At 74.3% G+C, this 25,210-nt stretch carries 19 protein-coding genes; 7 read left to right on the top strand and 12 right to left on the bottom strand.

The annotated features are described in order from the left end of the window. Window positions 1–192: 192 nt before the first annotated feature. On the top strand, window positions 193–1,734 hold the full coding sequence (locus ACFWJB_RS06105; RefSeq protein WP_386920502.1) for a polysaccharide lyase family 1 protein: 1,542 nt from the start codon (window positions 193–195) through the stop codon (window positions 1,732–1,734). A 31-nt stretch (window positions 1,735–1,765) separates the two neighbouring features. On the opposite strand, the gene ACFWJB_RS06100 is transcribed toward ACFWJB_RS06105, so the two are convergent. Together ACFWJB_RS06100 and ACFWJB_RS06095 are read right to left on the bottom strand one after the other, a co-directional pair. Then, window positions 1,766–2,485, bottom strand: a complete 720-nt coding sequence (locus tag ACFWJB_RS06100) for a LuxR C-terminal-related transcriptional regulator (RefSeq protein ID WP_385459094.1) — start codon at window positions 2,483–2,485, stop codon at window positions 1,766–1,768. Beyond that, window positions 2,482–3,774, bottom strand: a complete 1,293-nt coding sequence (locus ACFWJB_RS06095; protein WP_386920500.1) for a PspC domain-containing protein — start codon at window positions 3,772–3,774, stop codon at window positions 2,482–2,484. Before ACFWJB_RS06095 ends, ACFWJB_RS06100 begins: the two co-directional genes overlap by 4 nt. Before the next feature lie 180 nt (window positions 3,775–3,954). Between ACFWJB_RS06095 and ACFWJB_RS06090 the strand changes: the two genes are divergently transcribed. Both ACFWJB_RS06090 and ACFWJB_RS06085 read left to right on the top strand, forming a co-directional pair. Then, window positions 3,955–5,370, top strand: a complete 1,416-nt coding sequence (locus tag ACFWJB_RS06090; protein ID WP_385459098.1) for a PspC domain-containing protein — start codon at window positions 3,955–3,957, stop codon at window positions 5,368–5,370. Beyond that, complete coding sequence (locus ACFWJB_RS06085) at window positions 5,357–5,605, top strand: hypothetical protein (protein WP_385459100.1); 249 nt, start codon at window positions 5,357–5,359, stop codon at window positions 5,603–5,605. Before ACFWJB_RS06090 ends, ACFWJB_RS06085 begins: the two co-directional genes overlap by 14 nt. Before the next feature lie 42 nt (window positions 5,606–5,647). On the opposite strand, the gene ACFWJB_RS06080 is transcribed toward ACFWJB_RS06085, so the two are convergent. Beyond that, window positions 5,648–6,178, bottom strand: a complete 531-nt coding sequence (locus tag ACFWJB_RS06080; protein ID WP_385459102.1) for a DoxX family membrane protein — start codon at window positions 6,176–6,178, stop codon at window positions 5,648–5,650. Between the two features lie 138 nt (window positions 6,179–6,316). Continuing rightward, on the bottom strand, window positions 6,317–7,612 hold the full coding sequence (locus ACFWJB_RS06075) for a hypothetical protein (protein ID WP_386920497.1): 1,296 nt from the start codon (window positions 7,610–7,612) through the stop codon (window positions 6,317–6,319). 192 nt (window positions 7,613–7,804) lie between these two features. Here ACFWJB_RS06075 and ACFWJB_RS06070 point away from each other — a divergent pair, with 192 nt between their 5' ends. Next, the gene (locus ACFWJB_RS06070) at window positions 7,805–8,698 is read left to right on the top strand and encodes a DUF4429 domain-containing protein (RefSeq protein ID WP_386920495.1); all 894 of its coding nucleotides are present in this window, start codon (window positions 7,805–7,807) and stop codon (window positions 8,696–8,698) included. A gap of 83 nt (window positions 8,699–8,781) precedes the next feature. Continuing rightward, the gene (locus ACFWJB_RS06065; RefSeq protein ID WP_385459108.1) at window positions 8,782–9,264 is read left to right on the top strand and encodes a pyridoxamine 5'-phosphate oxidase family protein; all 483 of its coding nucleotides are present in this window, start codon (window positions 8,782–8,784) and stop codon (window positions 9,262–9,264) included. Window positions 9,265–9,273: 9 nt separating this feature from the next. Here ACFWJB_RS06065 and guaA read toward each other — a convergent pair whose 3' ends face one another. After that, window positions 9,274–10,854, bottom strand: a complete 1,581-nt coding sequence (gene guaA / locus ACFWJB_RS06060) for a glutamine-hydrolyzing GMP synthase (protein WP_385459110.1) — start codon at window positions 10,852–10,854, stop codon at window positions 9,274–9,276. 343 nt (window positions 10,855–11,197) lie between these two features. On the opposite strand from guaA, the gene ACFWJB_RS06055 reads away from it, so the two are divergent. Next, on the top strand, window positions 11,198–11,485 hold the full coding sequence (locus ACFWJB_RS06055) for a chorismate mutase (RefSeq protein ID WP_385459112.1): 288 nt from the start codon (window positions 11,198–11,200) through the stop codon (window positions 11,483–11,485). Window positions 11,486–11,987: 502 nt separating this feature from the next. Here ACFWJB_RS06055 and ACFWJB_RS06050 read toward each other — a convergent pair. Then, window positions 11,988–12,578: a hypothetical protein gene (locus tag ACFWJB_RS06050; protein ID WP_386920492.1), complete on the bottom strand. Its 591-nt coding sequence runs from the start codon at window positions 12,576–12,578 to the stop codon at window positions 11,988–11,990. A 279-nt stretch (window positions 12,579–12,857) separates the two neighbouring features. Here ACFWJB_RS06050 and ACFWJB_RS06045 point away from each other — a divergent pair, with 279 nt between their 5' ends. Then, the gene (locus tag ACFWJB_RS06045; RefSeq protein ID WP_386920490.1) at window positions 12,858–13,847 is read left to right on the top strand and encodes an LAETG motif-containing sortase-dependent surface protein; all 990 of its coding nucleotides are present in this window, start codon (window positions 12,858–12,860) and stop codon (window positions 13,845–13,847) included. 83 nt (window positions 13,848–13,930) lie between these two features. On the opposite strand, the gene ACFWJB_RS06040 is transcribed toward ACFWJB_RS06045, so the two are convergent. The 6 genes from ACFWJB_RS06040 to ACFWJB_RS06015 form a co-directional block, all read right to left on the bottom strand. Further along, window positions 13,931–15,748, bottom strand: a complete 1,818-nt coding sequence (locus tag ACFWJB_RS06040) for a GMC oxidoreductase (protein WP_385459118.1) — start codon at window positions 15,746–15,748, stop codon at window positions 13,931–13,933. A gap of 35 nt (window positions 15,749–15,783) precedes the next feature. Beyond that, window positions 15,784–17,397, bottom strand: coding sequence for a succinic semialdehyde dehydrogenase (locus ACFWJB_RS06035; protein ID WP_385459120.1), 1,614 nt, complete (start codon window positions 17,395–17,397; stop codon window positions 15,784–15,786). A gap of 129 nt (window positions 17,398–17,526) precedes the next feature. Next, window positions 17,527–19,200, bottom strand: coding sequence for a protein kinase (locus ACFWJB_RS06030; RefSeq protein ID WP_386920488.1), 1,674 nt, complete (start codon window positions 19,198–19,200; stop codon window positions 17,527–17,529). An 87-nt stretch (window positions 19,201–19,287) separates the two neighbouring features. Further along, complete coding sequence (locus tag ACFWJB_RS06025; protein WP_385459179.1) at window positions 19,288–20,433, bottom strand: serine/threonine-protein kinase; 1,146 nt, start codon at window positions 20,431–20,433, stop codon at window positions 19,288–19,290. A gap of 210 nt (window positions 20,434–20,643) precedes the next feature. Further along, entirely contained in the window at window positions 20,644–22,386 is a 1,743-nt protein-coding gene (locus ACFWJB_RS06020) for a serine/threonine-protein kinase (RefSeq protein ID WP_386920602.1), read from the bottom strand. Between the two features lie 205 nt (window positions 22,387–22,591). Beyond that, window positions 22,592–25,210: a protein kinase gene (locus ACFWJB_RS06015; protein WP_386920486.1), complete on the bottom strand. Its 2,619-nt coding sequence runs from the start codon at window positions 25,208–25,210 to the stop codon at window positions 22,592–22,594.

Here is a 25,210-nt window from a genome sequence, read left to right as displayed (position 1 = left end):
CGTGCGCCCTTTTCCGAGCTGAGAACCCGTACGAGCACCTGCACCCCCGCACGTCACCGCACCAAGGAACTCGGCACCCGGATCCCGGAGAAACCGCTTCATGCGTCACGGGCGGCAACCTCCCGGGCCCGCCGGACCACCTCTACAGCGAGCGGCGACCGCCGCTGTGCGAAGACGAAAGGCGAGGCGAGAATGAGACGACCAGTCGCCATACGGCTCTCGGCCGCAGTGGGCACCCTGGCCCTGGCGGCCGCGACCGGCGCGGTCCTGGCGGCGCCCGAGGCGTCAGCCGCGGCCGGCGGCGCCACCGGCTACGCGACACAGAACGGCGGGACCACCGGCGGAGCGGGCGGGCAGACCGTCCGCGCCACTACGGGCACCGCGATCCACGCGGCCCTGTGCAACCGGGCCTCCAGCAGCACCCCGATCGTCATCCAGGTCGAGGGCACCATCAACCACGGCAACACCACCAAGGTGTCGGGCACCAGCTGCAACACCGCGGCCGACAAGATCGAGCTCAAGCAGGTCAGCAACGTCACGATCGTCGGGGTCGGCAGCGGTGCCGTCTTCGACCAGCTGGGCATCCACATCCGGGAGTCCAGCAACATCGTCATCCAGAACGTGACCGTCCGGAACGTCAAGAAGTCCGGGTCGCCCACCTCCAACGGCGGTGACGCGATCGGCATGGAGAGCGACGTCCGCAACGTGTGGGTCGACCACACCACCCTGGAGGCGTCCGGCGGCGAGTCGGAGGGCTTCGACGGCCTCTTCGACATGAAGGACAACACCCAGTACGTGACCCTGTCCTACAGCGTCCTGCGCAACTCCGGCCGCGGCGGCCTCATCGGCTCCAGCGAGAGCGACCGTTCCAACGGGTACGTGACGTTCCACCACAACCTGTACGAGAACCTCGACTCCCGCGCGCCCCTCCTGCGCGGCGGCATCGCCCACATCTACAACAACCACTACGTGCACCTCAACGAGTCCGGCATCAACTCGCGGGCCGGGGCGAAGGCCAGGGTCGACAGCAACTACTTCGAGGACTCCAAGGACGTCCTCGGCACCTTCTACACCGACGCGGCCGGCTACTGGCAGGTCAGCGGCAACATCTTCGACAACGTCACCTGGTCCTCGCCCGGCGGGGACAACAACCCGGCGGGGCCGAACCCGCAGTCCAACACCAGCGTCTCCATCCCGTACGCGTACAGCCTGGACGACGCGTCCTGCGTGCCCGGCATCGTGAGCCGGACGGCCGGCGCGAACAAGGGTCTCGCGGTGTCGGACGGCAGCTGCTCCGTCCAGTCCCCGGGCCCCACCGACCCGGGACCGGACCCGACCGACCCCACCCCCGGCCCGAGCCAGCCCAGCGGCACCAACCTCAGCCTCGGGGCCGGCGCAGACGGCTCCTCCAAGGCGAGCGGCACCAGTTACGGCAACGTGCGCGACGGCGACCTGGGCACCTACTGGTCGCCGGCCGGCACGACGGGCTCCGTCTCCGTGAAGTGGGGCGCCGCGACCACGGTGTCGAAGGTCAACATCCGGGAGGCGGCGGGCAGCTCGGGCACCATCGGCTCCTGGAAGGTCGTCAACGGTGACACCGGCGCCACCCTGGCCTCGGGCAGCGGCGCGGGGGTCATCGGGTTCCCGGCGACCTCGCTGAAGAAGGTCACCTTCAGCATCACCAGCGCGTCGGGCACCCCGAAGGTCGCCGAGTTCGAGACCTACGCCGGATAGCCGGACCGCCCCCTCGACCGTCCGCCGGCCGTCACACCAGCCGGCGGGCGGTCGCCCAGCGGGTCAGCTCGTGGCGGTTGGAGAGCTGGAGCTTGCGGAGCACCGCGGAGACGTGGGACTCGACCGTCTTGACGGAGATGTACAGCTGCTTGGCGATCTCCTTGTACGCGTAGCCGCGGGCGATCAGGCGCAGGACCTCGCGCTCGCGCTGGGTGAGGCGGTCGAGGTCCTCGTCGACCGGCGGGGCGTCGGTGGAGGCGAAGGCGTCCAGCACGAAGCCGGCCAGCCGCGGGGAGAAGACCGCGTCGCCCTCCTGGACCCGGAAGACCGAGTCGACCAGGTCCGCGCCGGTGATCGTCTTGGTGACGTAGCCGCGCGCACCGCCGCGGATCACGCCGATCACGTCCTCCGCCGCGTCCGAGACGGACAGCGCCAGGAAGCGGACGGGCCGCTCGGCGTCGGCCATCAGCGGGGCGCACCGGCGCAGCACCTCGACGCCGCCGCCGCCCGGGAGGTGGACGTCGAGGAGGACCACCTCGGGCCGGGTCGCGGTGATGACGGTGACGGCCTGGTCCACGTCGGCGGCCTCCCCGACGACCTCGACGCCGGTCTGCGCGGTCTGGCCGATCTCCGCCTGGACGCCGGTGCGGAACATGCGGTGGTCGTCGACGAGGACCACGCGCACCCGGCGCTCCCCCGCGCCGCCGTCCGCCGGTCCCGCCGTTCCGTTGCCCTCGGTCGGGTAGCTCATGACGTCTTCTCCGCCCTCTCCATCTCCAGTTCGACCTCCGTGCCGCCGTCCGGCACCGCGCGCAGCCGCGCCGTGCCGCCGTTGCGCTCCATGCGGCCGATGATCGATTCCCTGACGCCCATGCGGTCGGCGGGTATCGAGTCGAGGTCGAAGCCGGGGCCGCGGTCCCGCACGGACACGAAGACCGTCCTGCCCTCGACCTCGGCGTAGACCTGAACCGCGCCGCCCTCGCCACCGTACTTGGCGGCGTTCACCATGGCTTCGCGTGCCGCCTGCATCTGTGCGCCGATCCTCTCGTCGAGCGGGCAGTCGCCGACGACCACGACCTCGATGGGCACACCGTGCTTGTCCTCGACCTCGGCGGCGTTGCGCTTGACCGCCTCGGCGAGGGTGGTGGGCTCGTCGTCCTCGTCCTTGCCGTTGCCCTCGGGCTTGTAGAGCCAGTTGCGCAGGTCGCGTTCCTGGGCGCGGGCGAGGCGGCGCACCTCGCCGGCGTTCTCCGCGTTGCGCTGGATCAGGGTGAGGGTGTGCAGCACGGAGTCGTGCACGTGGGCGGCGACCTCCGCCCGTTCCTGGGCGCGGATGCGCATCAGCCGCTCCTCGGAGAGGTCCTGCGTCATGCGCACCAGGTAGGGACCGGCGAGGAGGGTGATGCCGACGAGGACGGCGAGCGCGGCCTGGAGGACGGAGCCCAGGTGGGCGGCCGACCCCTGGAGGACGAAGATGCCGGAGACACCGGCCGTCACCAGCAGCACACCGGCGACCGAGCGCAGCAGGGTGACGGTGCGCCGGTCCCGGCCGACCTCGGCCCAGCGGGCCCTGCGGGCGTTGTCCGCCTGGCGCCAGACGAGGGCGACGCCCGCGCCGACGAGCACCACCGGCCACAGGTAGGCCTTGGCGCCGTTGCCGAGGTTCACGTTGCCCACGAAGACCATGGCCACGACGACCATGAGCAGCAGGGCGACGATCTGCCCCCGGTCCGGCTTGCGGGCGACGAGTCTGCGGCGGCCGTCCGGCGAGGTCTCGGCCGTGACCAGGGACGGCGGCCGCTGGGCGTCGACGCCGCCGACGCCCAGCGGGACGAAGAACCAGAAGGCCGCGTAGAGCAGCGCACCGAGGCCGTCGGCCATGAACAGGCCGACGAAGACGAGCCGGACCCAGATGACGGGCAGCCCGAGATGCCCGGCGAGCCCCCGCGCCACACCACCGAGCCAGCGTCCGTCGCTGCTGCGGTAGAGCTTGCGCGGCGGCCGCGTGTCGAGGAGGGGAGGTGCTGCGGCGTCCGGCATGTCAACGATGGTCACACGGCCGGCCGAGGGGGAGCATCAGGGTCGGTCCCCCAGACGCCCCTGATCTTCGGCGCGCGGCCCCCGCGAGCTCTTCCCGGGCGCCGGGTGGGGGCCGATATCAGGGTCCGACCAGGGTCGTACCGGCTGCCGGCACGCCGTCGCGCCCGTCACCATGGACCCATGACAGATCACGAGCACGCCGCGACGGGCCCGGGACCCGGCTCCGGACCCCGCCCGCCGCGGGGCACCGGCCCGCGGGACGCCGCGCCCGCCGCGGATGCCGGGGACGCCCTGGGGTCCGCGGGCGGTGGTGCGGACGGTCCGGGGCCTGTCCCCAGGTTCCGGCGCGACCGGCCGCACAAGACGCTCGCCGGGGTGTGCGCCGGGCTCGGGCGGCAGTGCGACATGGACCCGGTGATCTTCCGCATCACGCTCGTGGTGCTGGCCGCGACCGGGGGCATCGGCCTCATCTTCTACGGCTTCGCCTGGCTTTTCGTCCCGTACGACGACGAGGACGAGAACGAGGTGCGCAAGCTGCTGACCGGCCGGGTGGACGGCCAGGCCCTGGCGGCCGTGCTGTTCGCCCTGGTCGGCTGCGGGGTGTTCCTGACCATGCTGAACAACGGCGGGGTGCTCACCTTCGCCGTGATCCTCTCCCTCCTCCTCGCGGGGGCGGGCTACTGGTCGCGGCAGCGCGGCACTCCCGGCCCCGACCCGCTCGCCGCCCAGGCCGTCGCCGACGCCCCGCCCGAGGCCAAGGCGCCGCCGGCCGCCGCCGGCTACCCGTCATGGTGGCGCGACCCCATCGTCAAGGACGGCACCCACGTCGGCGGCACGGGCTACCTGTGGGGCCCCCGGGACTCCCGCGACCGGGACGTCGCGGCGGCCGTCTCCACGGGGCGCGGTGCCCCCCGCGACCGGGAGGCCCCGGCCGACCGGTCCTCCCGGCGCCCGCAGCCGCGCGGCGCGCACGGCATCGGCGGCTGGATCTTCCTGCTCGCCCTGCTGGCGGGCTTCCTCGGCACCCGCCTGACCTGGGACGAACGCCCGCTCGGCATCAGTCTGCAGACGGGGCTCGCCTGCGCGCTGGCGGTCTTCGGGGTGGGGATCGCGGTCAGCGCCTTCCTGGGCCGTACGGGAGCCGGCTCGGTCTTCCTGGCGATCGTCACGGCCGGCCTGCTCGCCGGGTCGGCCGCCCTGCCGAAGGACGCCGGCACCGAGTGGACGCGGAGCACCTGGACGCCGACGACGGCCGCGGGCGTCCGCGGACAGTACGACGTGGGCACCGGCACCGGCACCCTCGACCTGTCCCGCCTGGACCTGGCGGAGGGGCAGACGGTGACCACCCGGGCCGACGTGGGAGTGGGGCGCATCCGGGTGATCGTGCCGCGGGACGTGACCGTGCGGCTGAGCGTCGACGTGGGCGTGGGCGACATCCAGTTGCCCGGCGACGACTCGAAGGACGTGGACGTGGCGCCGGGCAAGCACAAGGAGGTCACGCTGCCCCCCGCCGAGGGCGCCGACGGTGCCGGCACGCTCGACCTCGACCTCGAGGTCGGCCTCGGACAGGCGGAGGTGTCCCGTGCTGCGTCATGACTTCCAGCCCGGCCGGCTGGTCGCCGGCGCCTTCCTGACCCTGGCGGGCGTGATCTACGCCGGAGACGCCGGGGGCCTGTGGGAGACGCCGTGGTTCGTGATCGTCCCCGTCGTCTCCGGCGGCCTCGGCCTGGCCGGCGCGGTCGGGGTGGTGGCCCGGGAGGCGCGCCGGCGCCGGCGGGCACTGCGCACGGCCCCGGACGCGGACGGTCCCCGGGCGGATCCGACGGGCTGACGGCCGGACCGACGCGGCGACGGACCGACGGGCAGACGGCGCCTACCGGTACCCGCCGGTCCGCCGGCGGCGACGGGTGCGCAGTGCCGCGTCCAGCGACAGCAGCGGAGTGCCAGCGAGGACGAGGGGGAGCCAGGCCATCAGATAGGCGAGGTCGTTGCCGTAGTAGTACGGGTCGGAGGCCCAGCTCACGGTCAGCCACAGGCTCAGCGAGATCAGCGCGCCGCCGAGCGCCGCCAGGCGGCCCAGCAGCCCCAGCAGCGTGCCGATGCCGACGGCCAGCTCGCCCAGGGCGATGGCGTAGCCGAAGCCGGCCGGGTTCTTCAGGGCCAGGTCGACCAGGGCCGGGACGGCCGAGGAGTCGCGGACGGTGCGCATCATGTCCCCGATGGACCCGGCGCCCGAGTCCTTCAGGAACGCGCTGTCGGTGAGCTTGTCCAGGCCCGCGTAGACGAACGTGACGCCCAGGAAGATCCGCAGGGGCAGGAGGGCGTACCGGCCGGCGACGTCGCGCCAGTCCCGGCCGCCGTCGAGGCCGGACATGTGCGGGTCCGTCCGCATGCCGTGAGTCATCAGTGCCAGCCGCCTCTCGCCACGCGCGCCGAACTCCCGACAGACCATACGTACGGCGGACGGGCCGCGCTCGATCCTGGTGGGTTTTCTTCCTGTCGGTTCCGACAGGTGGCCGTACGCCGGGGGTCCGGACGGCGGTCAGTCCGTCACGTCGATCGCGTACCGGTTCGTCTCCACGCCGGCGCCCGTGATCACCTGGACCTCCACCCGGCCCGGTTCCACGTCCGCCGGCACCGGCACGGTCAGCAGGGCGTCCGTCGGGTTGCTGAAGCCGCCGGTCACGGGGACCAGGGGCACGTGCACGTTGACGGCGCCGATGCGGACGACCATGCGCGACAGGCGGTCCGCGCGATCGGCGCCCGGCGGCACGAAGCCGGCGCCGCGGATCTCGATGTCGTCGCCGGTGCGGATCGGGGCGTCCAGGTCACCGGCCTCGCGCGCCCGGACCACGGACAGGACGACCGGCCGGCCGCCCTCCGCGTACTTGCCGGCCACGTAGGTCGCCGCCGACACCAGCACCACCACGGCGAGCCCCCACGGCAGGTCGGGCAGCTGCTCCGGCCGCCGGGCCAGCCGGACCGCCGCGAACACCAGGGCGACCGCGCTGATCACGACGTACTGGATGTCGGCGAACGTCCCGCGGCCGGCGTCGTCCGTCAGCAGGTCGGCCGCGCGCGGCCGGTCGGCGCGCACCTTCTGGAGCCGCTGCCCCAGCACCCGCAGCCCGACCACGCGCCGCACCAGCACCGCGATCCCGCACACCACCGCGAGCACGGTCACCACACCGGCGCCGCGCGCGAGTTCGAGCCCGGAGATCAGCGCGTCCCGCCGCCCGTGTGTCGAGGCCACCGCAAGCTGACCGGCCAGGACGAGCACCGCGTAGGCGACGAGGAGCACCCAGGCCGCCGCCACGGCGCGGGACGTGGAGAGGCGGTTGTCCTCGCCGATCACCGGGGCCAGTGCCCCGCCCCGCGCCCGGTGGAACCAGGACGCCGCCGTCAGCGCCCCGGCCACGACCACGGCCGCCGCCAGCCCGGCGGTGCGGGCCGCCGACCAGCCGGCGCCGACCGCGGTGAGCGCCTGGGCGAGCAGCAGCACCACGACCGCGGCCCACACGGCGACGGACGTGCGGCGCCCCAGGCCCGCGAGCCACGCCTCGCCCTCTGCCCGGCCGCGCTCGGCGACGGCCTCCGCGGACTGGGACAGCTCCTCGGAGACCCACTGCCGGGAGGCCGAGGCCGAGTGCGCCACCGCGGCCGGCAGCCCCTGCCCGGCGGCGAACTCGTCCCGTCTGAGCAGGAACGCGGCGACCGCCCTGCGGTGTCCCTCGCGGGCTCCGTGCGGGCAGTCCCCGCACGTGCAGCCGCCGCCGTGCGGCCCCTCGTACGCGCCCCTGCCCGAGCCGCTCCCGCGTCTCGCCTCCTGCACCGCCACGCCCGACGCCCGCCTTCCCGAAACCTGCCGAAACACCCGCGGCTCACGCATGCGCCGGCACCCGTAAGTCCCCTGTGACGACAGCGAATTGTGCCGTACGCGACGCCTCGTGCGCCCGGCGGCCCCGGTCCCCTCTGCTCAGCGCGGGTGACGCGCGAACCGCCGTGTTGACCCGGCTGCGAGAATCCCGTCATGGCCGAGATCATCCAGCGCGACGGGACCTGGGCGTTCGACGGCAGCACGGTCCGGATCACGCCGGGTCTCCACCGCTCGGTGCCGCTGTTCCGGCAGACGTACGGGGAGGTCTCCGTCCCGCTGGAGGCGGTCGCGGGCGTCGTCTTCGCACCCGGGCGCGGAGGCGGCCGGCTGCGTCTGCGGCTGCGCGAGGGCGCCGATCCGCTGCTCCAGGCGACCGGCGGACGGCTGCCCGACGCGGCGGACCCGTACCGGCTGGTGGTGGACGCCGACCGCTGCGGGGTGGCCGAGTACGTCGCCGAGGAGGTCCGCCGCGCGCTGCTGCTCGACCGGATCCCCGAGGAGCCCGTCCGGGCCTACCTGCTGCCGGGGCCGCCGGTGCCGGTCTCGGTCCGTTCCTCGGACGGCACCGTCTCCTTCGACGGCGGCGAGGTGCGCATCGACTGGGCCGACACCTCGGACCGGGTCAAGCGCGCCGCCGGCCCGCGGATCATCGGCGTCGGCGACCTGGTCCGCGTCGAGTGGCTGCCCGGCTCCGGCCGCGCGGACGGCTTCCTGCGGTTCGTGACGCGGGACGGGGGGATCTCCGGGCTGCCGCCGGAGAAGGACCCGAACGCCCTGGACCTGTGGGGCAACGCCCGCCGCGACCTGCTCACCGCGCTGGTCGCCGCCGCGGTCACGGCCCGGCTCCCGCACCCGTCGACGCGCCCGGGCCCCGGTGACGGGGAGTCCGGGGAGACCGTGCGGGGAGCGGCCCCCGCCGGACATCACGACGTGCTGCTGCGCCGGCTGCGCGAGCTGGGCGAGCTGCACCGCGGCGGCGTGCTCACGGACGACGAGTTCGCGGCGACGAAGGCGGCCGTGCTCCGGGGTTTCCGGGGCGGCGCCTGACGCCCGCCGGGAGCCCCGCGGCGCGGGCGCGCCGGGCGGAATACCCGACAGAGGATGTCGGGGACGGGCGCCACACTCCTCGTATGACACCGAGCACCGCGGACTGGGCCTTCTTCACGGCCGCCGAACCCGAACTCGCCGCCCTCGTCGAGGCCCGCTTCGGCGCGCACCGGCACCACACGCTCGCGACCCTGCGCCGGGACGGCTCGCCCCGCACCTCGGGCCTGGAGGTGCGCTTCCTCGGCGGCGAGCTGTGGCTCGGCATGATGCACGGCTCGCTCAAGGCGCTCGACCTGCGCCGCGACCCGCGCTTCGCGCTCCAGGCGAACCCCGGGGAGGGCACCGGCATGGACGGCGGCGACGTCCGGATCTGCGGGCGGGCCGTCGAGGTCGAGGACCCCGCGACCAAGGGCGGATACGTGGAAGAGGTGGAACCGCCGCAGCCGTTCCACCTCTTCCGCACCGAGCTGACGGAGGTCGTACGGACCTTCGTCGAGGACGACACCTACCTCGTCGCCCAGGTCTGGAGGCCCGGTGAGCCGGTGCGCGAGCTCAGACGGACCTGACCGCCGGGACTACTCCCACTCGATGGTGCCCGGCGGCTTCGAGGTGACGTCGAGGACCACGCGGTTGACGTCCTTGACCTCGTTGGTGATGCGGGTGGAGATCTTGCCGAGGACCTCGTACGGCAGGCGCGACCAGTCGGCCGTCATCGCGTCCTCGGAGGAGACGGGGCGCAGCACGATCGGGTGGCCGTAGGTGCGGCCGTCGCCCTGGACGCCGACCGAGCGGACGTCGGCGAGCAGCACCACGGGGCACTGCCAGATGTCGCGGTCGAGACCGGCCGCCGTCAGCTCCTCGCGGGCGATGGCGTCGGCCTCGCGGAGCAGGTCGAGCCGCTCCTTGGTGACCTCGCCGACGATGCGGATGCCGAGGCCCGGGCCGGGGAACGGCTGGCGCTGGACGATCTCCTCGGGAAGGCCGAGCTCCTGGCCGACCATGCGGACCTCGTCCTTGAACAGCTTGCGCAGCGGCTCGATCAGCTTGAACTCGAGGTCCTCGGGCAGGCCGCCCACGTTGTGGTGGGACTTGATGTTCGCGGCACCGGTGCCGCCGCCGGACTCGACCACGTCCGGGTACAGGGTGCCCTGGACCAGGAACTCCACGGCCGGGCCCTCGTCGGCGATGATCTCCGCCTGGGCCTGCTCGAAGACGCGGATGAACTCGCGGCCGATGATCTTCCGCTTCTCCTCGGGGTCGGAGACCCCGGCGAGCGCCTTCAGGAACCGCTCCTCGGCGTCCACGACCTTCAGCTGGACGCCGGTCGCGGCGACGAAGTCCTTCTCGACCTGCTCGGTCTCGCCCTTGCGCATCAGGCCGTGGTCGACGTAGACGCAGGTGAGCTGGGAGCCGATGGCCTTCTGGACGAGGGCGGCGGCGACGGCGGAGTCCACGCCGCCGGACAGGCCGCAGATGGCGCGCCGGTCGCCGACCTGCTCGCGGATGGCCGCGACCTGCTCCTCGATCACGTTGCCCGTGGTCCAGTCGGGGGCCAGGCCGGCGCCCCGGTACAGGAAGTGCTCCAGCACCTGCTGCCCGTGCGTGGAGTGCATCACCTCGGGGTGGTACTGCACGCCGTAGAGCTTCTTCTCGTCGTTCTCGAAGGCGGCGACCGGGACCACGGAGGTGGAGCCGGTGACGGTGAAGCCCTCGGGGGCGGCGGAGCAGGCGTCGCCGTGCGACATCCACACGGGCTGCTCGGCCGGGGTGCCCTCGAAGAGGGTGGAGGACGGCTTGGAGACCGACAGCTCGGTGCGGCCGTACTCGCGGGCGCCGGAGTTGTCGACGGTGCCGCCGAGGGTCTGCGCCATGAGCTGGAAGCCGTAGCACATGCCGAAGACGGGGACGCCCGCCTCGAACAGGGCGCGGTCGACGGTCGGGGCGCCCGGCTCGTACACGGACGACGGGCCACCGGAGAGGATGATGGCCGCCGGGTTCTTGGCGAGCATCTCCTCGACCGGCATGGAGCTCGGCACGATCTCGCTGTAGACCCGCGCCTCGCGGACGCGACGGGCGATGAGCTGGGCGTACTGCGCACCGAAGTCGACGACCAGGACGGTGTCGGGGGCGGCGGCAGCGGGAGTCGCTGATGACACGGGGTGCCTTCCGGCGGTCGGGCGGGGGTCTTGTGCCTCCGAGTCTACCGAGACGGGCAGGTGGGACGTCCCGCCGCGGTGCCCCCGCCGCATCCGGCTCCGCGTCCCACCATGCGAACCTGCTTGGACACGGTCCGTTCCCGGGGCATACTGGGCCCATGCTCACGCACCAGACCTTCGTCTTTACCTATGGCAACCGGCCCACCGGCTGCCATGGTCGTGCTGCTTGAGCAACTGACAAGCGACTTCCCAGGCGCCCCGGGCCGACAAGGTCCGGGGCGCCTGTCGTTTCCGGGCCCTGCCGGCCCCGGGGCACCGCCCACCCCGGCGAGGAGCCCCCGAGATGACCGTCACCACCGCAGACAAGACCGGCGCCCGCACGACCGAGGCGGCCGGCGTGATCACCGGCGCCCGTGAGCGCATCGACGCGCTCGACGACCGGATCATCGGGCTGATCCAGGAACGGATGGCCGTCTCCGCGGTCATCCAGGAGGCGCGGATCACGTCCGGCGGCCGGCGCGTGAACCTCTCCCGCGAGATGGACGTCCTCGGCCACTACCGCGAGGCGCTGGGCAAGCCGGGCACGGCGCTGGCGATGACGCTGCTGGAGCTGTGCCGGGGTCGCATCTGAGTTCGGGCGCACTCTCACCCGTACGGTGCGTGACCGCCGCGCGGAACGCTTCGTTGGTCCCGGTGTCCGTGCCAGCCAGGGGCGGGCCCGATGAGAACCACGCGTGGCTCGCTGGGGCGATGAGGCGTACGGATCGCCGTACGCCGTGGGACCTCGCTCCAGGAAGTGACCGGACGGGCAGGGGACAGCAGCCCGGTCACCCATGAGAACGGCCGGCTCCGGGGACGCCCGGGGCCGGCCGGCGGGAAAAGCCCGACCCCCGGGCCGGACGGTCGCGGCGCCCACCCCCCGTCGAGCACGATTCCGTACGGCCCCGAGTCCCCCGTACGTTCCCCCACCGCATCGCCCCGCACCGGCGCACCGCCGGGGCCGCGGGGCGGAGGACCGGCGGCGCGACCCCCCGGCGCCGCCACCCGGGCACCGGCGCTTCCCTGACGTCGGTGCCGGTCGTGAAAGGGCCCCGCGGACACGTCCCGCGGGGCCCTCCGCCTGCCGCCGCGCCCTACTGCCCCATGGCCCCGGGGACCGACTCGACCGGGTCGCCGGGCCGCCACTCCGCCGACGTCCAGTCGGGCGTGGGGGTCGGGCGCGGGGGCGCGGGCGGGGGGTCGGACCCGCGGTTGGGGTTCTGCGGCACGTCCTCCTGCTTCTCCGCCCCTCCGGCACCGCCGCCGGACGTACCGCCCGAGCCGCCCGAGCCGGTCGTGGCGCGTGTGCCGCCCGTACCGGACGAGCCGCCGCGGTCCGTCGTGCCGCCGGTCGCTCCCGAGCCGGTGGACCCCGTCCCGCGCGCCCCCGAGGACGGCGCCGGCCGCGCGGCCGCGGTCTTCTCCGGCGTCGCGGCGGGCGTCGACCGCACCGGGCCGGGCGACGCGGAGGCCGGGCCGGGCTCCGGCGAACGGGCCGCTCCCGGGGCGCTCACCGACGGCGCCGCGCTCGCCGGTGTCCTCCCGCCGCCGGACGGACGTCCGGAATCCGTGTCACCGCCGGCCGAACACCCGGTGACGCACAGGACGGTGAGCGCGGCGGCCGCCCACCACACCACCGGCCCGGCACCGCCGGCTCCGCCGCCGCCCGTCCCGTCCGCTGCCACTCCTCGCACGATCCCCCCACCCTGTCGTCCCTCGTGGACCGGCACATTCAACCGAAAAGCGGGGGTGCGGACGATCTTTCGAGGGCGTGACGCAGGCCACATAAGAATTCTGTGAGTCCGGGGACAACCATTCACCGCCCTCGCTGATCAAACACGTCGAACAGATGAACCAAGGGCCGACCCGCGCCCCACACGCGGAGGCCTCTCCTGACTCGCCCTCCGTGCCGCGCCACGCGGCACGCCGGACATCCCGAGGTCTTCATGAAGCTTCGTCGCGCCATGGCCGCAGCGGCTGCCACGGCAGTGATAGCCCCCTTGGCGCTGCTCGCGGCACCCGCCGCCTACGCGACCGACGACCCGCCGGCGCCGTCCGCCTCCTCCAGCACTCCCGCGGGCGAGGAGACCGAGTCCCCGGCCCCGACCACCACGGAGTCCGAGACGGCGACCCCGCCCGCGCCGAGCGACCCCGTCACCACCCAACCCAGCCAGACGGCCACCGAGACCGCTCCCACCCCCGGCGCGTCGGAGACCACCACCTCCGCTCCCACGACGCCGGCGCCGACCACCTCCGCTCCCGAGGAGACGGAGACCCCGGCCCCCGAGCCGTCCCTGTGCGAGGACACCAAGGTCGACGTCAGCATCTCGGGCCTGCCCGGCAAGATCGCTGCGGGCAGCGGCTGGCACAAGTTCTCGCTGAACGTGGCCAACAACTCCGACTCCACGCTCGAGGACCTGGACTACTTCGCCGGCGCCTCCTCCGACGCCGACGGCGAGAACCTGTTCAAGAACAAGCAGGTCAGCCTCCAGGCCTGGGACCCGGACGACAAGGTCTGGGAAGACCTGGACGAGACCGACTACGCGGCCGGGTACGTCGGCTTCACCACCGTCCTCGAGCCCGACTACGAGGTCGACATCCCGATGCGCGTCAACGTGAAGGCGAGCGCCCCGGTCGGCGCCGGCTTCACGCTCGGCGCGACCATCTACGGCGACGCCGACGGCGAGTGCACCGGCTACGGCGACGTGGCGTACAAGTTCCAGATCGTCGCCTCCGGCACGGACACGGACGGCACCAAGCCGCAGGAAGGCGGCAAGGCGCCCGTCACCGACCAGAAGCCGGCGACCACCACGCCGGAGGTCACCGGAAGCCTCGCCGAGACCGGTTCCAGCTCCGCGATGCCGATGATCGGTCTGGCCGGCGGTCTCGCCGTCCTCGTCGGCGGCGGTGCCGTGTTCGTCGTCCGGCGCCGCAAGACCGGTGCCGAGGCGTAAGGGCTGACGCACACGGCTTGACGCAAGACAGGAAGGACCTGCGCTCGGAGGGGGGCGCAGGTCCTTCTCGTTCGCGGCGGGCGCTACTTCTTCGGCGGCACCGCCGGCATCCCGAGGAACGGCAGCCGCAGCGCGCCGAAGGCCTCCGCCGGGACCGCGGGGGACCTGGGCTCGACGGGAGCCAGGCGCTCGTACGCCGCGCCCTGCGCCGGACGCGGGTCCTCCTCGCCCTTGTTGGGCCAGAACGCCATCGCCCGCTCGGCCTGGGCCGTGATGGTCAGGGACGGGTTGACGCCCAGGTTGGCGGAGACCGCGGCGCCGTCGACGACGGAGATGCCGGGGTGGCCGTAGAGGCGGTGGTAGGGGTCGATGACGCCGGTCTCCCGGGAGTCGCCGATCGGGCAGCCGCCGAGGAAGTGCGCGGTGAGCGGGGTGCCCATCAGCTCGCCGACGTTGGAGCCGGCGAAGCCGTTGATCTCCGCCGCCAGGGCGGAGGCCCCGTCCGTCGCCGCCTTGATCTGCTTGGGGTTGGGCGAGCCGTGGCCCTGGCGGGCGGTGAGCAGGCCCTTGCCGACCCCCGTGGGCTTCAGGTGCGTCGTCAGGGAGTTGTCCAGCGACTGCATCACCAGGCCGATGATGGTCCGCTCCGACCACTTGCGGTTGGACAGGGAGCGCAGGACGTGCACCGGGTGCCGGGCGGCCCGGCCCAGGAAGCCCAGGACGCGCGTGGCGCCCGAGGCGGTCTCACCGGCGTACGGGACCTGGAGGATGGACAGGCCGCCCATCGAGTTGGAGCCCTTGCCGTAACGCACCGGCTCGATGTGGGTGTTGGCGTCCGGGTGGACGGACGACGTGATGGCGACGCCGCGCGTGAAGTCGGCCCGTGGCTCCCCGGTGGCCCTGCGGTAGCGCCGGTCGTCGGTCTGGGCGCCGACCAGGGCCTCGGAGTTGGTGCGGGTCAGCTCGCCGAGCCTGTCGGAGAGGTGGGGCAGCTGGCGGTTCGCCTTCATGCGGTGCAGCAGCGTCTGGGTGCCGTAGGTGCCGGCGGCGATGACGACGCGGCGGGCCGTGAAGGTGCGGCCGGCGCCCTTCTTCCTCCGGTCGGTGGGGAGCGTGGCGACGGCGAAGCCGCCGCGTGAGTCGTCGGTGACCGAGACGACCGTGGTCATCGGGTGGACGACCGCGCCCGCCTTCTCGGCGAGGTACAGGTAGTTCTCGTTGAGGGTGTTCTTCGCGCCGTGCCGGCAGCCGGTCATGCACTCGCCGCACTCGTGGCAGGCCTTGCGGTCCGGGCCCACGCCGCCGAAGTAGGGATCGGGCACCCGCTCGCCCGGCTCGGCCTTCACCGTCCCGTCGGCGTCCTGGCCGTCGCCGAAGAAGACGCCGACCGGTGCCATGTGGAAGGTGTCGCCGACGCCCATCCGTTCGGCGGCGGCCTTCAGGTGCACGTCGGAGGGGGTCATCGTCGGGTTGAGGCGGACGCCGAGCATGCGGCGGGCCTGGTCGTAGTACGGCGTCAGTTCCTCGTGCCAGTCGGTGATGTCACGCCACTGGGGGTCCTCGAAGAAGGGCTTCGGCGGCACGTAGAGGGTGTTGGCGTAGTTGAGGGAGCCGCCGCCGACCCCGGCGCCCGCCAGCACCATGACGTTGCCGAGCAGGTGGATGCGCTGGATGCCGTACATGCCGAGCTTCGGAGCCCACAGGTAGTTCTTGAGGTCCCAGGAGTTCCTGGGCAGCGACGCCGGCACGAAGCGGCGGCCCGCCTCCAGGACGCCGACCCGGTAGCCCTTCTCCGTCAGGCGGAGGGCGGACACCGATCCGCCGAAGCCGGAACCCACCACGACGACGTCGTAGTCGTACCCGTTCTCGTCCCGGGTCTGGACGGACTTCTCCTGCGACACGTGCTCTCCTCGTCGAGAACGGGGTGGACTGGGGGCTAGCGGAAGCGGAACGCCTTCATGAGCCGGAGACTGCGGCTCATGAACCGGGCGTACGACTCGTCGTCCATGCCGAGCGACGGCGCCATCGGCAGCAGCCTCTGGTGGGCGACGGTCTGCGCCTCGGTGTACTTGAGGATGCCCTCGGAGCCGTGCCGGCGGCCGAGACCGGAGTCCTTCATGCCGCCCATCGGCGACTGGACGCTGCCGTAGGCGGGCGCGTACCCCTCGTTGATGTTGACGGTGCCGGTGCGCAGCCGCGCGGCGACGTCCCGGCCGCGCCGGGCGTCCTTCGTCCACACCGAGGAGTTCAGGCCGTACGGCGTGGCGTTGGCGTGCTCGACCGCCTCGTCCTCGGTCGTGAAGCGGTAGACGGAGACGACCGGGCCGAAGGTCTCCTCGGTGCACACGGCCATGGGGGCCCCGACCCCGTCGAGGATGGTCGGCTCGTAGAAGTACGGGCCGATGTCCGGGCGGGCGACCCCGCCGGCGACCAGCTTCGCGCCGTGCGCGACGGCGTCCTTCACGTGCCGTTCGACGGTCTCGAGCTGCCGCTCGCCCACCAGCGAGCCCATGTCGGCGCCGTAGGCGAGGGAGGTGCCGAGCCGCATCGCCCGCGTGCGGGCGGCGAAGCGCTCCAGGAAGGCGTCGGCGACCGACTCGTGGACGTAGAGCCGCTCGATGGAGATGCAGAGCTGGCCGGCGGAGGAGAAGCAGGCGCGGACGGCGCCCGCGGCGGCCTTCTCGACGTCGGCGTCCTCGAGCACCAGCATGGCGTTCTTGCCGCCGAGTTCGAGGGAGACGCCGACCAGGCGGGCGGCGGCGCCCTGGGCGACCTCGCGGCCGGTGCGGGTGGAGCCGGTGAAGGAGACGTAGTCGGCGTGCCTGACGACCTCGGGGCCGACGACCGGGCCGTCACCGAGGACGACCTGGAAGACCTCCGCCGGCAGCCCGGCCTCGATGAGGAGGTCACGGGCCCACAGGGCGGTCAGGCAGGTCTCGGTGTCGGGCTTCATGACGACCGCGTTGCCCGCGGCGAACGCGGGGAGCGCGTCGCCGACGGACAGCTCCAGGGGGTAGTTCCAGGGGGCGATCTGGCCGACGACCCCGCGCGGGTGGCGCAGTTCGGTGACCTTCGTCAGGGTCGGGATGGCGCCGGTGTGCCGCTTGGCCTTCAGGTACGCGGCGGCACGGCGGCCGTAGTGCCGGGCGGCGACGGCGACGGCCTGGACCTCCTCGTGGGCGTGCAGGCGGGCCTTGCCGGTCTCCAGCTGGATGAGGTCGAGTACCTCGGCCTGCCGCTCCAGGACCAGGTCGTGGAAGCGCAGCAGGACGGCGGCGCGCTGCCGCACCGGTGTCCTGGCCCACACGGCCTGCGCGGCGCGGGCCCGCTCGAAGGCCCCGGCCACGTCCTCGGGCGTCGACTCGGGCAGGTCGGCCAGCTTCTCGCCGGTGAACGGCGTGTGGTTGGCGGTCCGGCCGGAGCCGGCGACGCCCTTGGTGAGCTGGGCCACCAGCTCGGGGGTCACCACGTCGGCCGCGGTGCGGGCACCCGCCGGGGCGGGGGCGAGGGGGTTGGTGCCGGTGGTCTCCGGGGCCTGCGCGTCCGTCATGAGCCGCAGGGTATGCCGCCGCGCGGGCTTTGTGTACCCGTCGGTAACGGGGATTCACCGAGTGCTCACACGGCGCCAGCGATCACTGGCAACAAACGCGCTGATCAGGGCGTTGTGCGGGCGGAGCGCTCAGGTTCCGTCGATGTCCAGATGAGCGACGGCCGTCCTCGCCACCTCGCGCCCCCGCTCGGTGAAGTCACCCTTGCCCGGATAGGCGACGGTGAGCTTGTACATGTCGCCGGCGGTCGTCCGGTAGTAGAAGATCCGCAGCTCGCGCGGGCGGGGGTTCTGGCTGTCGGTGGTGGTGTAGACGACCGTGTTCTCGGCGGACTTCTGCCCCCTGTACGTGGTCTCCCGGGGGTCGGTCGTCGGGTTCTCGGGCATGGAGAGCCGGTACTCCCCGCTCTTCTCGAACGTCCCGTCGTCCTCGTACATCTCGGCCGCGGCGGAGGCCGCGATGTTGCCGCCGGTGTCCTCCGCCTTCCTGTCCAGGGTCAGGCCGATCCAGATGCTGCCGCTCCAGTCGGTGTAGGTGACCCAGTGCTCGGCGGCGTCGTCGGACACGGTCCGCTGGTAGCCGTCGGGCACCGCCAGGGTGGCGGCGAGCTGCTTCTCGTGCGGGGTCGTCCAGCCGTCGGGCATCGGCCCCGCGAACGGGTCCGCGATCACCAGGTACCCCGCCACCGCCGCGGCGACGACGGCCGCGGCCAGGCCGGCCCACGTCTTGCGGCCGAACCGGATGCCGCGTCCGCCCGGCGCGGGCGCCCGCACGACCTGCGTGGGCTGCGGCGCGGGCGGGTTCGCGGCGGCTTCCAGCAGGGCCCGCACCCGGGCGGCGTCCGGACGGCGTGCCGGATCCTTGTCCAGCAGCCCCGTGATCACCTCGGCCAGCGGGCCCCGCGCGGAGGCGGGCGGCGCCGGCACGGCGTTGAGCACCGACTGGAGCGTGGCGGGGGTGTTGCTGCGGCGGAACGGCGAGACGCCCTCCGTCGCCGCGTACAGCACCACGCCCAGCGACCACAGGTCGCTCGCCGGGCCGGGACGCTGGCCCAGCACCCGCTCGGGGGCGATGTACTCGGGCGAGCCGACGAAGCCGCCGGTGTCGGTCAGGTTGGTCTCGCCCTCGATCCGGGCGATGCCGAAGTCGGTGAGGACGACCCGGTCGTACCGGCCGAGCAGGACGTTGTCGGGCTTCACGTCCCGGTGCAGGATGCCCGCCGCGTGCGCGGCCTCCAGCGCGCCGAGGACCTCCAGGCCGATCCGGGCCGCCTCGCGCGCGCCCAGCGTGCCCTCCTGCAGCGCGTCGCCCAGCGAGCGGCCCCGCACCAGCTCCATCACGATCCACGGCCGGCCGTCCACCACCGCCACGTCGTGCACGTCGACCACGGCCGGGTGGTCGAGCCTGGCCGCGGCGCGCGCCTCGCGGCGCATCCGCTCGAAGGCGTTGGCCCGTTCGCGCTCGGGGAGGTGGTCGGGGACGCGGGGCTCCTTGACGGCGACCTCGCGGTCCACGGTCTCGTCCTGCGCCCGCCAGACGGTGCCCATGCCGCCGTGCCCGAGCTTGGCGACCAGCCGGTAGCGGCCCGCGATCAGCCGGCCCGTACCCGGCTCCGGCGCGGGCGCCCGCGCGGGCTCCGGCTCCGGCGCCGGCCCGGAGGGTGCCGGCGACCGCGGCGGCCCGACCTGCGCGGGCGCCGCGTACGGGTTGCCGGGATGCGGTACGGCGGCGGGTGGATCCGGCGGCCGCAGGGCAAAACTCGTCGGCTCGTCCGGCCCGCTTCCGGTTCCCCCGTTGTCGCTCATGGACCATCCATATCGCGCCGGACGCGCCGATATCCACCGCCCGCGGACCGCGGTCACAGACCCGTGACGCGGGTCGGCGCTTATCTCCTATTTGGGCGTGTTCGCCGATGCCGGCCCCGTCGCCCGGCGGGTCACGGTGACCGTGGCGGTCGGCACCCCGGGGGGCACGTCGGAGGGCACGGGCCCGAGCCCGGGCGTCGAGACGGGCGGGGACGCGGTCGTCGGGGTCCCGGGCACGGACGTCGCCGGCGCACCGCCGCCGCCGTCGCCGGCGTCCGCGAGCAGCGCCGCCGCGGAGATGCCCGCGCCGGCCGCCGCCGCGACCAGGAGGACCGCCAGCAGCACGCCGCGCGTGGAGTACCGCGGCTCGTTCTCGCGGGAGGGTGCGGGGGTGCGGCCCGTGGCCAGGAAGGCGCTCAGCATCCGTTCCGCCTCGGCTGCGTCCAGACGGCGGGCCGGGTCGCGTTCCAGCAGCCCCCGGACGACGGGCAGGATCGGCGCGGCCTGCGCGGGCGGGCGGATCTCCTCGGAGACCACGGCGTGCAGGACGCCGCCGAGCGAGTCGCGGTGGAAGGGCGACGCGCCGCTGAGGACGGCGCACAGCAGCACGCCCAGCGACCACAGGTCGGACTCCGGTCCGGTCCCGGCGCCGGACATCCGCTCGGGGGCGGTGTACTCGGGCGAGCCGACGAAGGAGCCGGTCTCGGTGAGCGTGGTGGCGCCCGCGACCTGGGCGACGCCGAAGTCGGTGAGGACGACCCGGCCGTCCTCGGCGACCAGCACGTTGGACGGTTTCACGTCCCGGTGCAGGATCCCGGCCGCGTGCGCGGTGCGCAGGGCACCGAGCAGAGCGACGCCGATCCGGGCGGCCTCGGGGGCGTCGACCGGGCCGTGGCCGGTGACGCGGTCGGCGAGCGAGCCCCCGTCGACGAACTCCATGACCATGTAGGCGCGTTCGTCGTCCTCGACGACGTCATGGACGACGATGACGTGCGGGTGCCGCAGCTGTGCGACCGCGCGGGCCTCCCGCAGGGTGCGTTCGCGGCGCCGCCGGGCCTCCGCGGCGGAGAGGGTCTCGTCGCGCGGGAGCGCCTTGACGGCCACCTGACGGGCGAGCAGTTGGTCGGTCGCCCGCCACACGATGCCCATGCCGCCGCGGCCGAGCCGCTCATGGAGACGGTAACGGCCAGCGACGACACGCCCGCCCGACCCCTGGGTCACCATGCGACCCATCATGCCCCACCCGGACGCACCGACTCCGGCCCGGAACACCGGGTGGCCGACAACCGACGGACGCCGCGGCGCTGCGCGGCCGGACGGTCGGCCGTGCTCCCGGCCGCCGCCGTCCGAGGACCGGCCGCCACGAACTCGGCCGGGCTCGCCCGTCCCGTCGTCCTCAGGCATGCCCGGCGTACGCCGCGCCACAAGGTCGGCGGGAGTGGACTAGGCAGCCCGATCCGGTTGTTGCCAGCTCTGCAGGATCCATTTGAACTGCTCGTTCGTCGTCACCCAGTCCCGCTCGGGCGACGACATGTAGATCGCGTACTCGGCACCGTCCCGCGAGAAGTACATCTCCTCGACGGCGTGACGCGGCCCCGCGACATAGGGCGGGTCCTTGGCCAGCGCCGTCCAGGTGTACTCCCACAGCGACCCCTTGCAGTCGCGGTAGGTGTTCTCCTCCATGGTCGCCCGCTCGTAGCCGACCAGCCCCTGAAGCTGTTGTTCGAGGTCTTCCTGGTGCGCCTTGGCACTGGCGAAGTCCGGTGACTCGTCGATGGCGATGCGGACGAAGTGCTTGCCGCCGTCGGGCGTGTAATCGACCTGCTGGAAAGTGCCGTCGGTGGTGAGCTCCTCCCGCTCCCAGCCCGGGGGCAGGGAGAGGCTGAAACCCAGTGGGTCGTCGTGGCGGACCCAGTCGGCCGGGACGGAGCCCGTGGGCTTTCCGTCCGCGGAGGGGGAAGCGGAGGCGGAGGGCGAGCCGGAGGCGGAGGCGGACGGGGAGGGCGACTGGCCGACGGCCGTACCGCGGTCCGTCTCCCCGCCCCTGTCCCACGCCTGGAGCAGCACGGCCGTGCCCACGCCGACGAGGGCCGCGACGGCGACCACCAGGGCGAGCGTCCGCAGGCGGCGCCGGGGCCGGACGGGAGCGCCGCCGGTGTGACCGGCGGGCGGATACCCCATGGCCGGCGTACCGCCGCTCACCGTGACGCCGGACCCGGGGCCCGTCGCCGCGTGCCCCACGGCCGTCGGGCCGGTCACCGGCGCGTACGGCGTCTGCCCGGCCGTGCCCGGCGGCGCCGGGTGGGCGGGAGGGGGCGCGTGCCCGGTGCCGGAGTACCGCGTCGGAACGTACGCCTGCGCCGCGTCGGGGCGCCGTCCCTCCGCCGCCTGGCCGAGCAGCTGCTCGGCCAGGGTGGCGTCGGGCCGGTCGGCCGGGTCCTTGCGCAGCAGGGCGCTGATGACGGGCGCGAGCGGGCCGGCGTGCAGGGGCTCGGTGGCCTCCTCCTCGACGACGGCCTGCATCGTGGACAGCGGCGAGGTGCGGCGGAACGGCGACCTGCCCTCCACCGCGGTGTACAGCGTCGCGCCGAGCGCCCACAGGTCGGAGGAGGGGCCGGGATCGTGGCCGCGCACCCGCTCGGGCGCCAGGTAGTCCACGGAGCCGACGACCTCGCCGGTGCGGGTGATGGTGCTGTCGCCCTCGATCTGCGCGATGCCGAAGTCGGTGAGCAGCACCCGTCCGTCGTCGGCGAGCAGGACGTTGCCGGGCTTGACGTCGCGGTGCAGGACACCGGCGGTGTGGGCGGCACGCAGGGCGCGCAGCACCCACAGGCCGACCCGGGCCGCCTCCCGCGGTGCGACGCGTTCGTCCTCCTTGACCGCGTCGGCCAGCGAGCGGCCCTCGACCAGCTCCATCACGATCCACGGCCGGCCGTCGTGCTCGAGGACGTCGTGCACGGTGACGACGGCCGAGTGGTTGATCCGCGCGGCCGCACGCGCCTCGCCCCGGGTGCGCGCCAGCAGAATGGCCTGGTCGCTCTCGGAGACGTAGTGCGCCGCGGTCAACTCCTTGATGGCGACGGCCCGGTGGAGTACCTCGTCGTGTGCGCGCCACACCCGGCCCATGCCGCCGCTGCCGATGGTCTCGCCGAGCCGGTAACGGCCCGCCACGAGCCGGCCCTGCATCTGATTCACGTTGCCCCGCAATGGTCTTGTCAGGGGCCAGACTAGGGACCGCGCCCCGTTCGGGGAACGGGTGGGGTGGCACGAAGACCGCTCTGTGACGGTTGTCGCTTCCCGTGCCGCGAGGCAACCATCGGGGCGGTCCGCGAGTCGGCCGCCGCGCCGGACGGCGGGCCCCCGTGCACGGGCCCGCCCGCCCCAAGTGCCGTCAGCCCGTGTACCGGTAGGTCGCCGACGCCTGCTCGTACAGCCGGGACACCTCGTCGCGCTCCGCCTCGGGGCCGCGCACCTGCACCACGTGGTAGCGCCCGTCGATCAGCATCGCGACGTTGCGCACGTACAGCTCGCCGCCGTCGGTGCCCTTCCAGGTGAACTGCCCCTCGGCCATGGTCCGTCCGCCCACCTCGATGGTCTTCAGCCCGCTGGACGTGGCCCAGCTGGAGGCGCGGTACGGCTCCAACTCGCTCTCCCTGTCGCGCTGGTAGGCCATCGGGTCGGTGCCGAACCGGCTCGCGGGGTCCCGGCCCGGCACGACGATGAGCTCGAAGTCGCCCTTGCTGTAGACGACCTGGCCGATGCCGTTGCGCGGGGCGCGGCTCCAGCCCTCGGCGACGGCGACCCGGAATCCCTCCGGGTCCTCGCGCAGCGCGAACCCGTCGGCGACGTCGGGCCCGGTGGTCTGCGTCTCGGCCGAACCGGACGACTCCGAGGCGCCGGCGTCGCCCTCCGGGGACGACTGCTCCGGCCGGGGCTCGCTGCTGACCTCGGGCGACTGCCCGGACGGTGCCCGGCTCGCCTCCCCGGCGGCGCCCGTCCGGCCGGTGGCGCCGTCCCCGTCGCTGTCGCTCCTCGGCATGAGGAACACGGCGTACGCGACCGCTCCGGCCAGCGCGAGCAGTATCAGCAGGAGCAGGGTGCGGCCGAGGCTGCGCGGTGAACGGTCGGGGTCCTGCCGGGCCCTCTTGTGCCGTCCGTGGTGGGCGGGCAGCCCGGCGCGCCGCCTGCGCACCAGCTCGCCCCGGCGGCGCACGATGGGCAGCCGGCTGGTGTCGGCGGGCGGGGCGGGGACGACGTGCAGCCCGGCGTCCGGCTCGGGTGCCGAACGCACCAGGGAGCGCAGCCAGCCGCCCAGTTCCTCGAAGTCGATGCGCTCGGTGGGGTCCTGACGCAGCAGCGACTCCACGACGGGCCGCAGCGGTCCGCATTCCTCGGCGAACGCCGGCGGCTCCGCGCACACGATCTGCACCAGCTCGGCGGTCGACTCCTCCGGGTAGGGCGCGTGTCCCTGCACGGCGCGGAAGAGCAGCGCGCCCAGCGCCCAGAGGTCGGTGGCGGGGCCGATGGGCGCGGCGAGCTGCCAGTTCTCGTGCACCGGCCCGGCCTGTTCCGGGGCCCAGCGCTCGGTCACGGGCCCGACCACGGCCATCCGGGCCTGCCGTGCGCGCTCGGCGGCGAGCGCCGTGCCCGGTCCGCGCCGCGCGGGGGTGCGGGCGTCGGGGGCGTCCCAGCCGCCGGCGGCCGGGGCGGTCTCCTGGCGCGGGGCCGGGGGCAGGGCGGCCCGGTCGCCGGCCGGATCGGGGGCGAGGGCGTCCGCCGGGTCGCCGGCCGGGCGGGGCGTGGCGCCGTGCCAGGGGGCCGCACGGACGCCGTAGGGGTCGGCGATCTGCCCGGGCGGTGCGGACGCGCCGCCGTGCCCGTCGGTGTCGTCGTCGGGGGCGGGGCGGGCGCCGGGCAGGGCCGCGCGGCCGCTCTGCGCCTCCTGGACGCGGGCCGCGGCGCGGGCGCCGGCACGGTAGGCGGCGATGGCCCCGGCGCGGGCGGCGCGGACGTCGCCGCCGGTGTCGAGGGGCGCGGGGGTGAAGCCCGCGGGGAGCCCGCGGGGGCCCTCGGGGCCGGTCGCCGGCAGCCCGCGCTCGCTGCGCGCCTCGATGGCGGCCCGCCGGGCGGCCTCGGGATCGGCACCGCCGGGGCCGTACACGCCGGTGGTGGGACCGGGCAGGCCGATGCCCGCCGCACCGGCCTCGGCGTCCGCCCCGGCAGGTCCCAGGGCCCCGAGAGGGCCCGCCGCCCCGGCCGTACGCCCCGTCGGACCGGCGTCGGGCGCTCCCGGCCCGTCGAGGCCCGGCCCGCCGGAGGGCCCGCCGTAGCCCTGCGCGCCGCTCCCGGCGGGGTCGTCGTCTTCCGCCTCGGCCTCGGGGGCGGGGGCCGGGTCGTAGCCGCACAGCGCCTCCTCCGCCGCCCCGACCGCCAGGCCGGTCAGCATCACGCGCCCGTCGTCGCAGACCAGGACCGTGCGGGCGGTGATGTTCCGGTGGATCCAGCCGTAGCCGTGCAGCACCCGCAGCGCCATGAGGACGTCGGAGGCGACCTCGGCCGCCCGGTACGGGGTCAGCGGCTGCTCGGCGAGCAGGGCGGCCAGGGGCCTGGCGGCCACCAGCTCGCTGACGATCCACAGCGAGCCGCCCTCGGCGAAGACGTCGAAGACCTGGTCCAGACGCGGGTGGTCGGGCACGGCGGCCGCGGCCTGCGCGGCCTCGACGGCCCGCCGCACCACCGGGTCGGCCGGTCGCCCCGGTCCGCCCCGGGACGCCCGTGGCCGCGCGCCGGGGCGCCGGGCGCCACCGCCGCGGGTGGTGAAGCCGTCGGGCAGGCCGTCCGCGTCGAGGACCTCCGCCTCGACGACCTCCGGCAGCGGCACCTGCCGGACGAGGACCTCCTGGCCGCTGTAGGTGTCGAAGGCCCGGCTCTCGGTCAGCTCGTACTCGTCGGACGGCGGCAGCGGCAGGCGGTAGCGGTCGGCGAGTACCCGTCCCGCATAGTCGTCCAC

The sequence above is a fragment of the Streptomyces sp. NPDC127100 genome (assembly GCF_042724095.1).
Lineage (GTDB): Bacteria > Actinomycetota > Actinomycetes > Streptomycetales > Streptomycetaceae > Streptomyces.
Note: the sequence above shows the minus strand (reverse complement) of the source record. Positions and strands in the feature narration are given on the sequence as shown.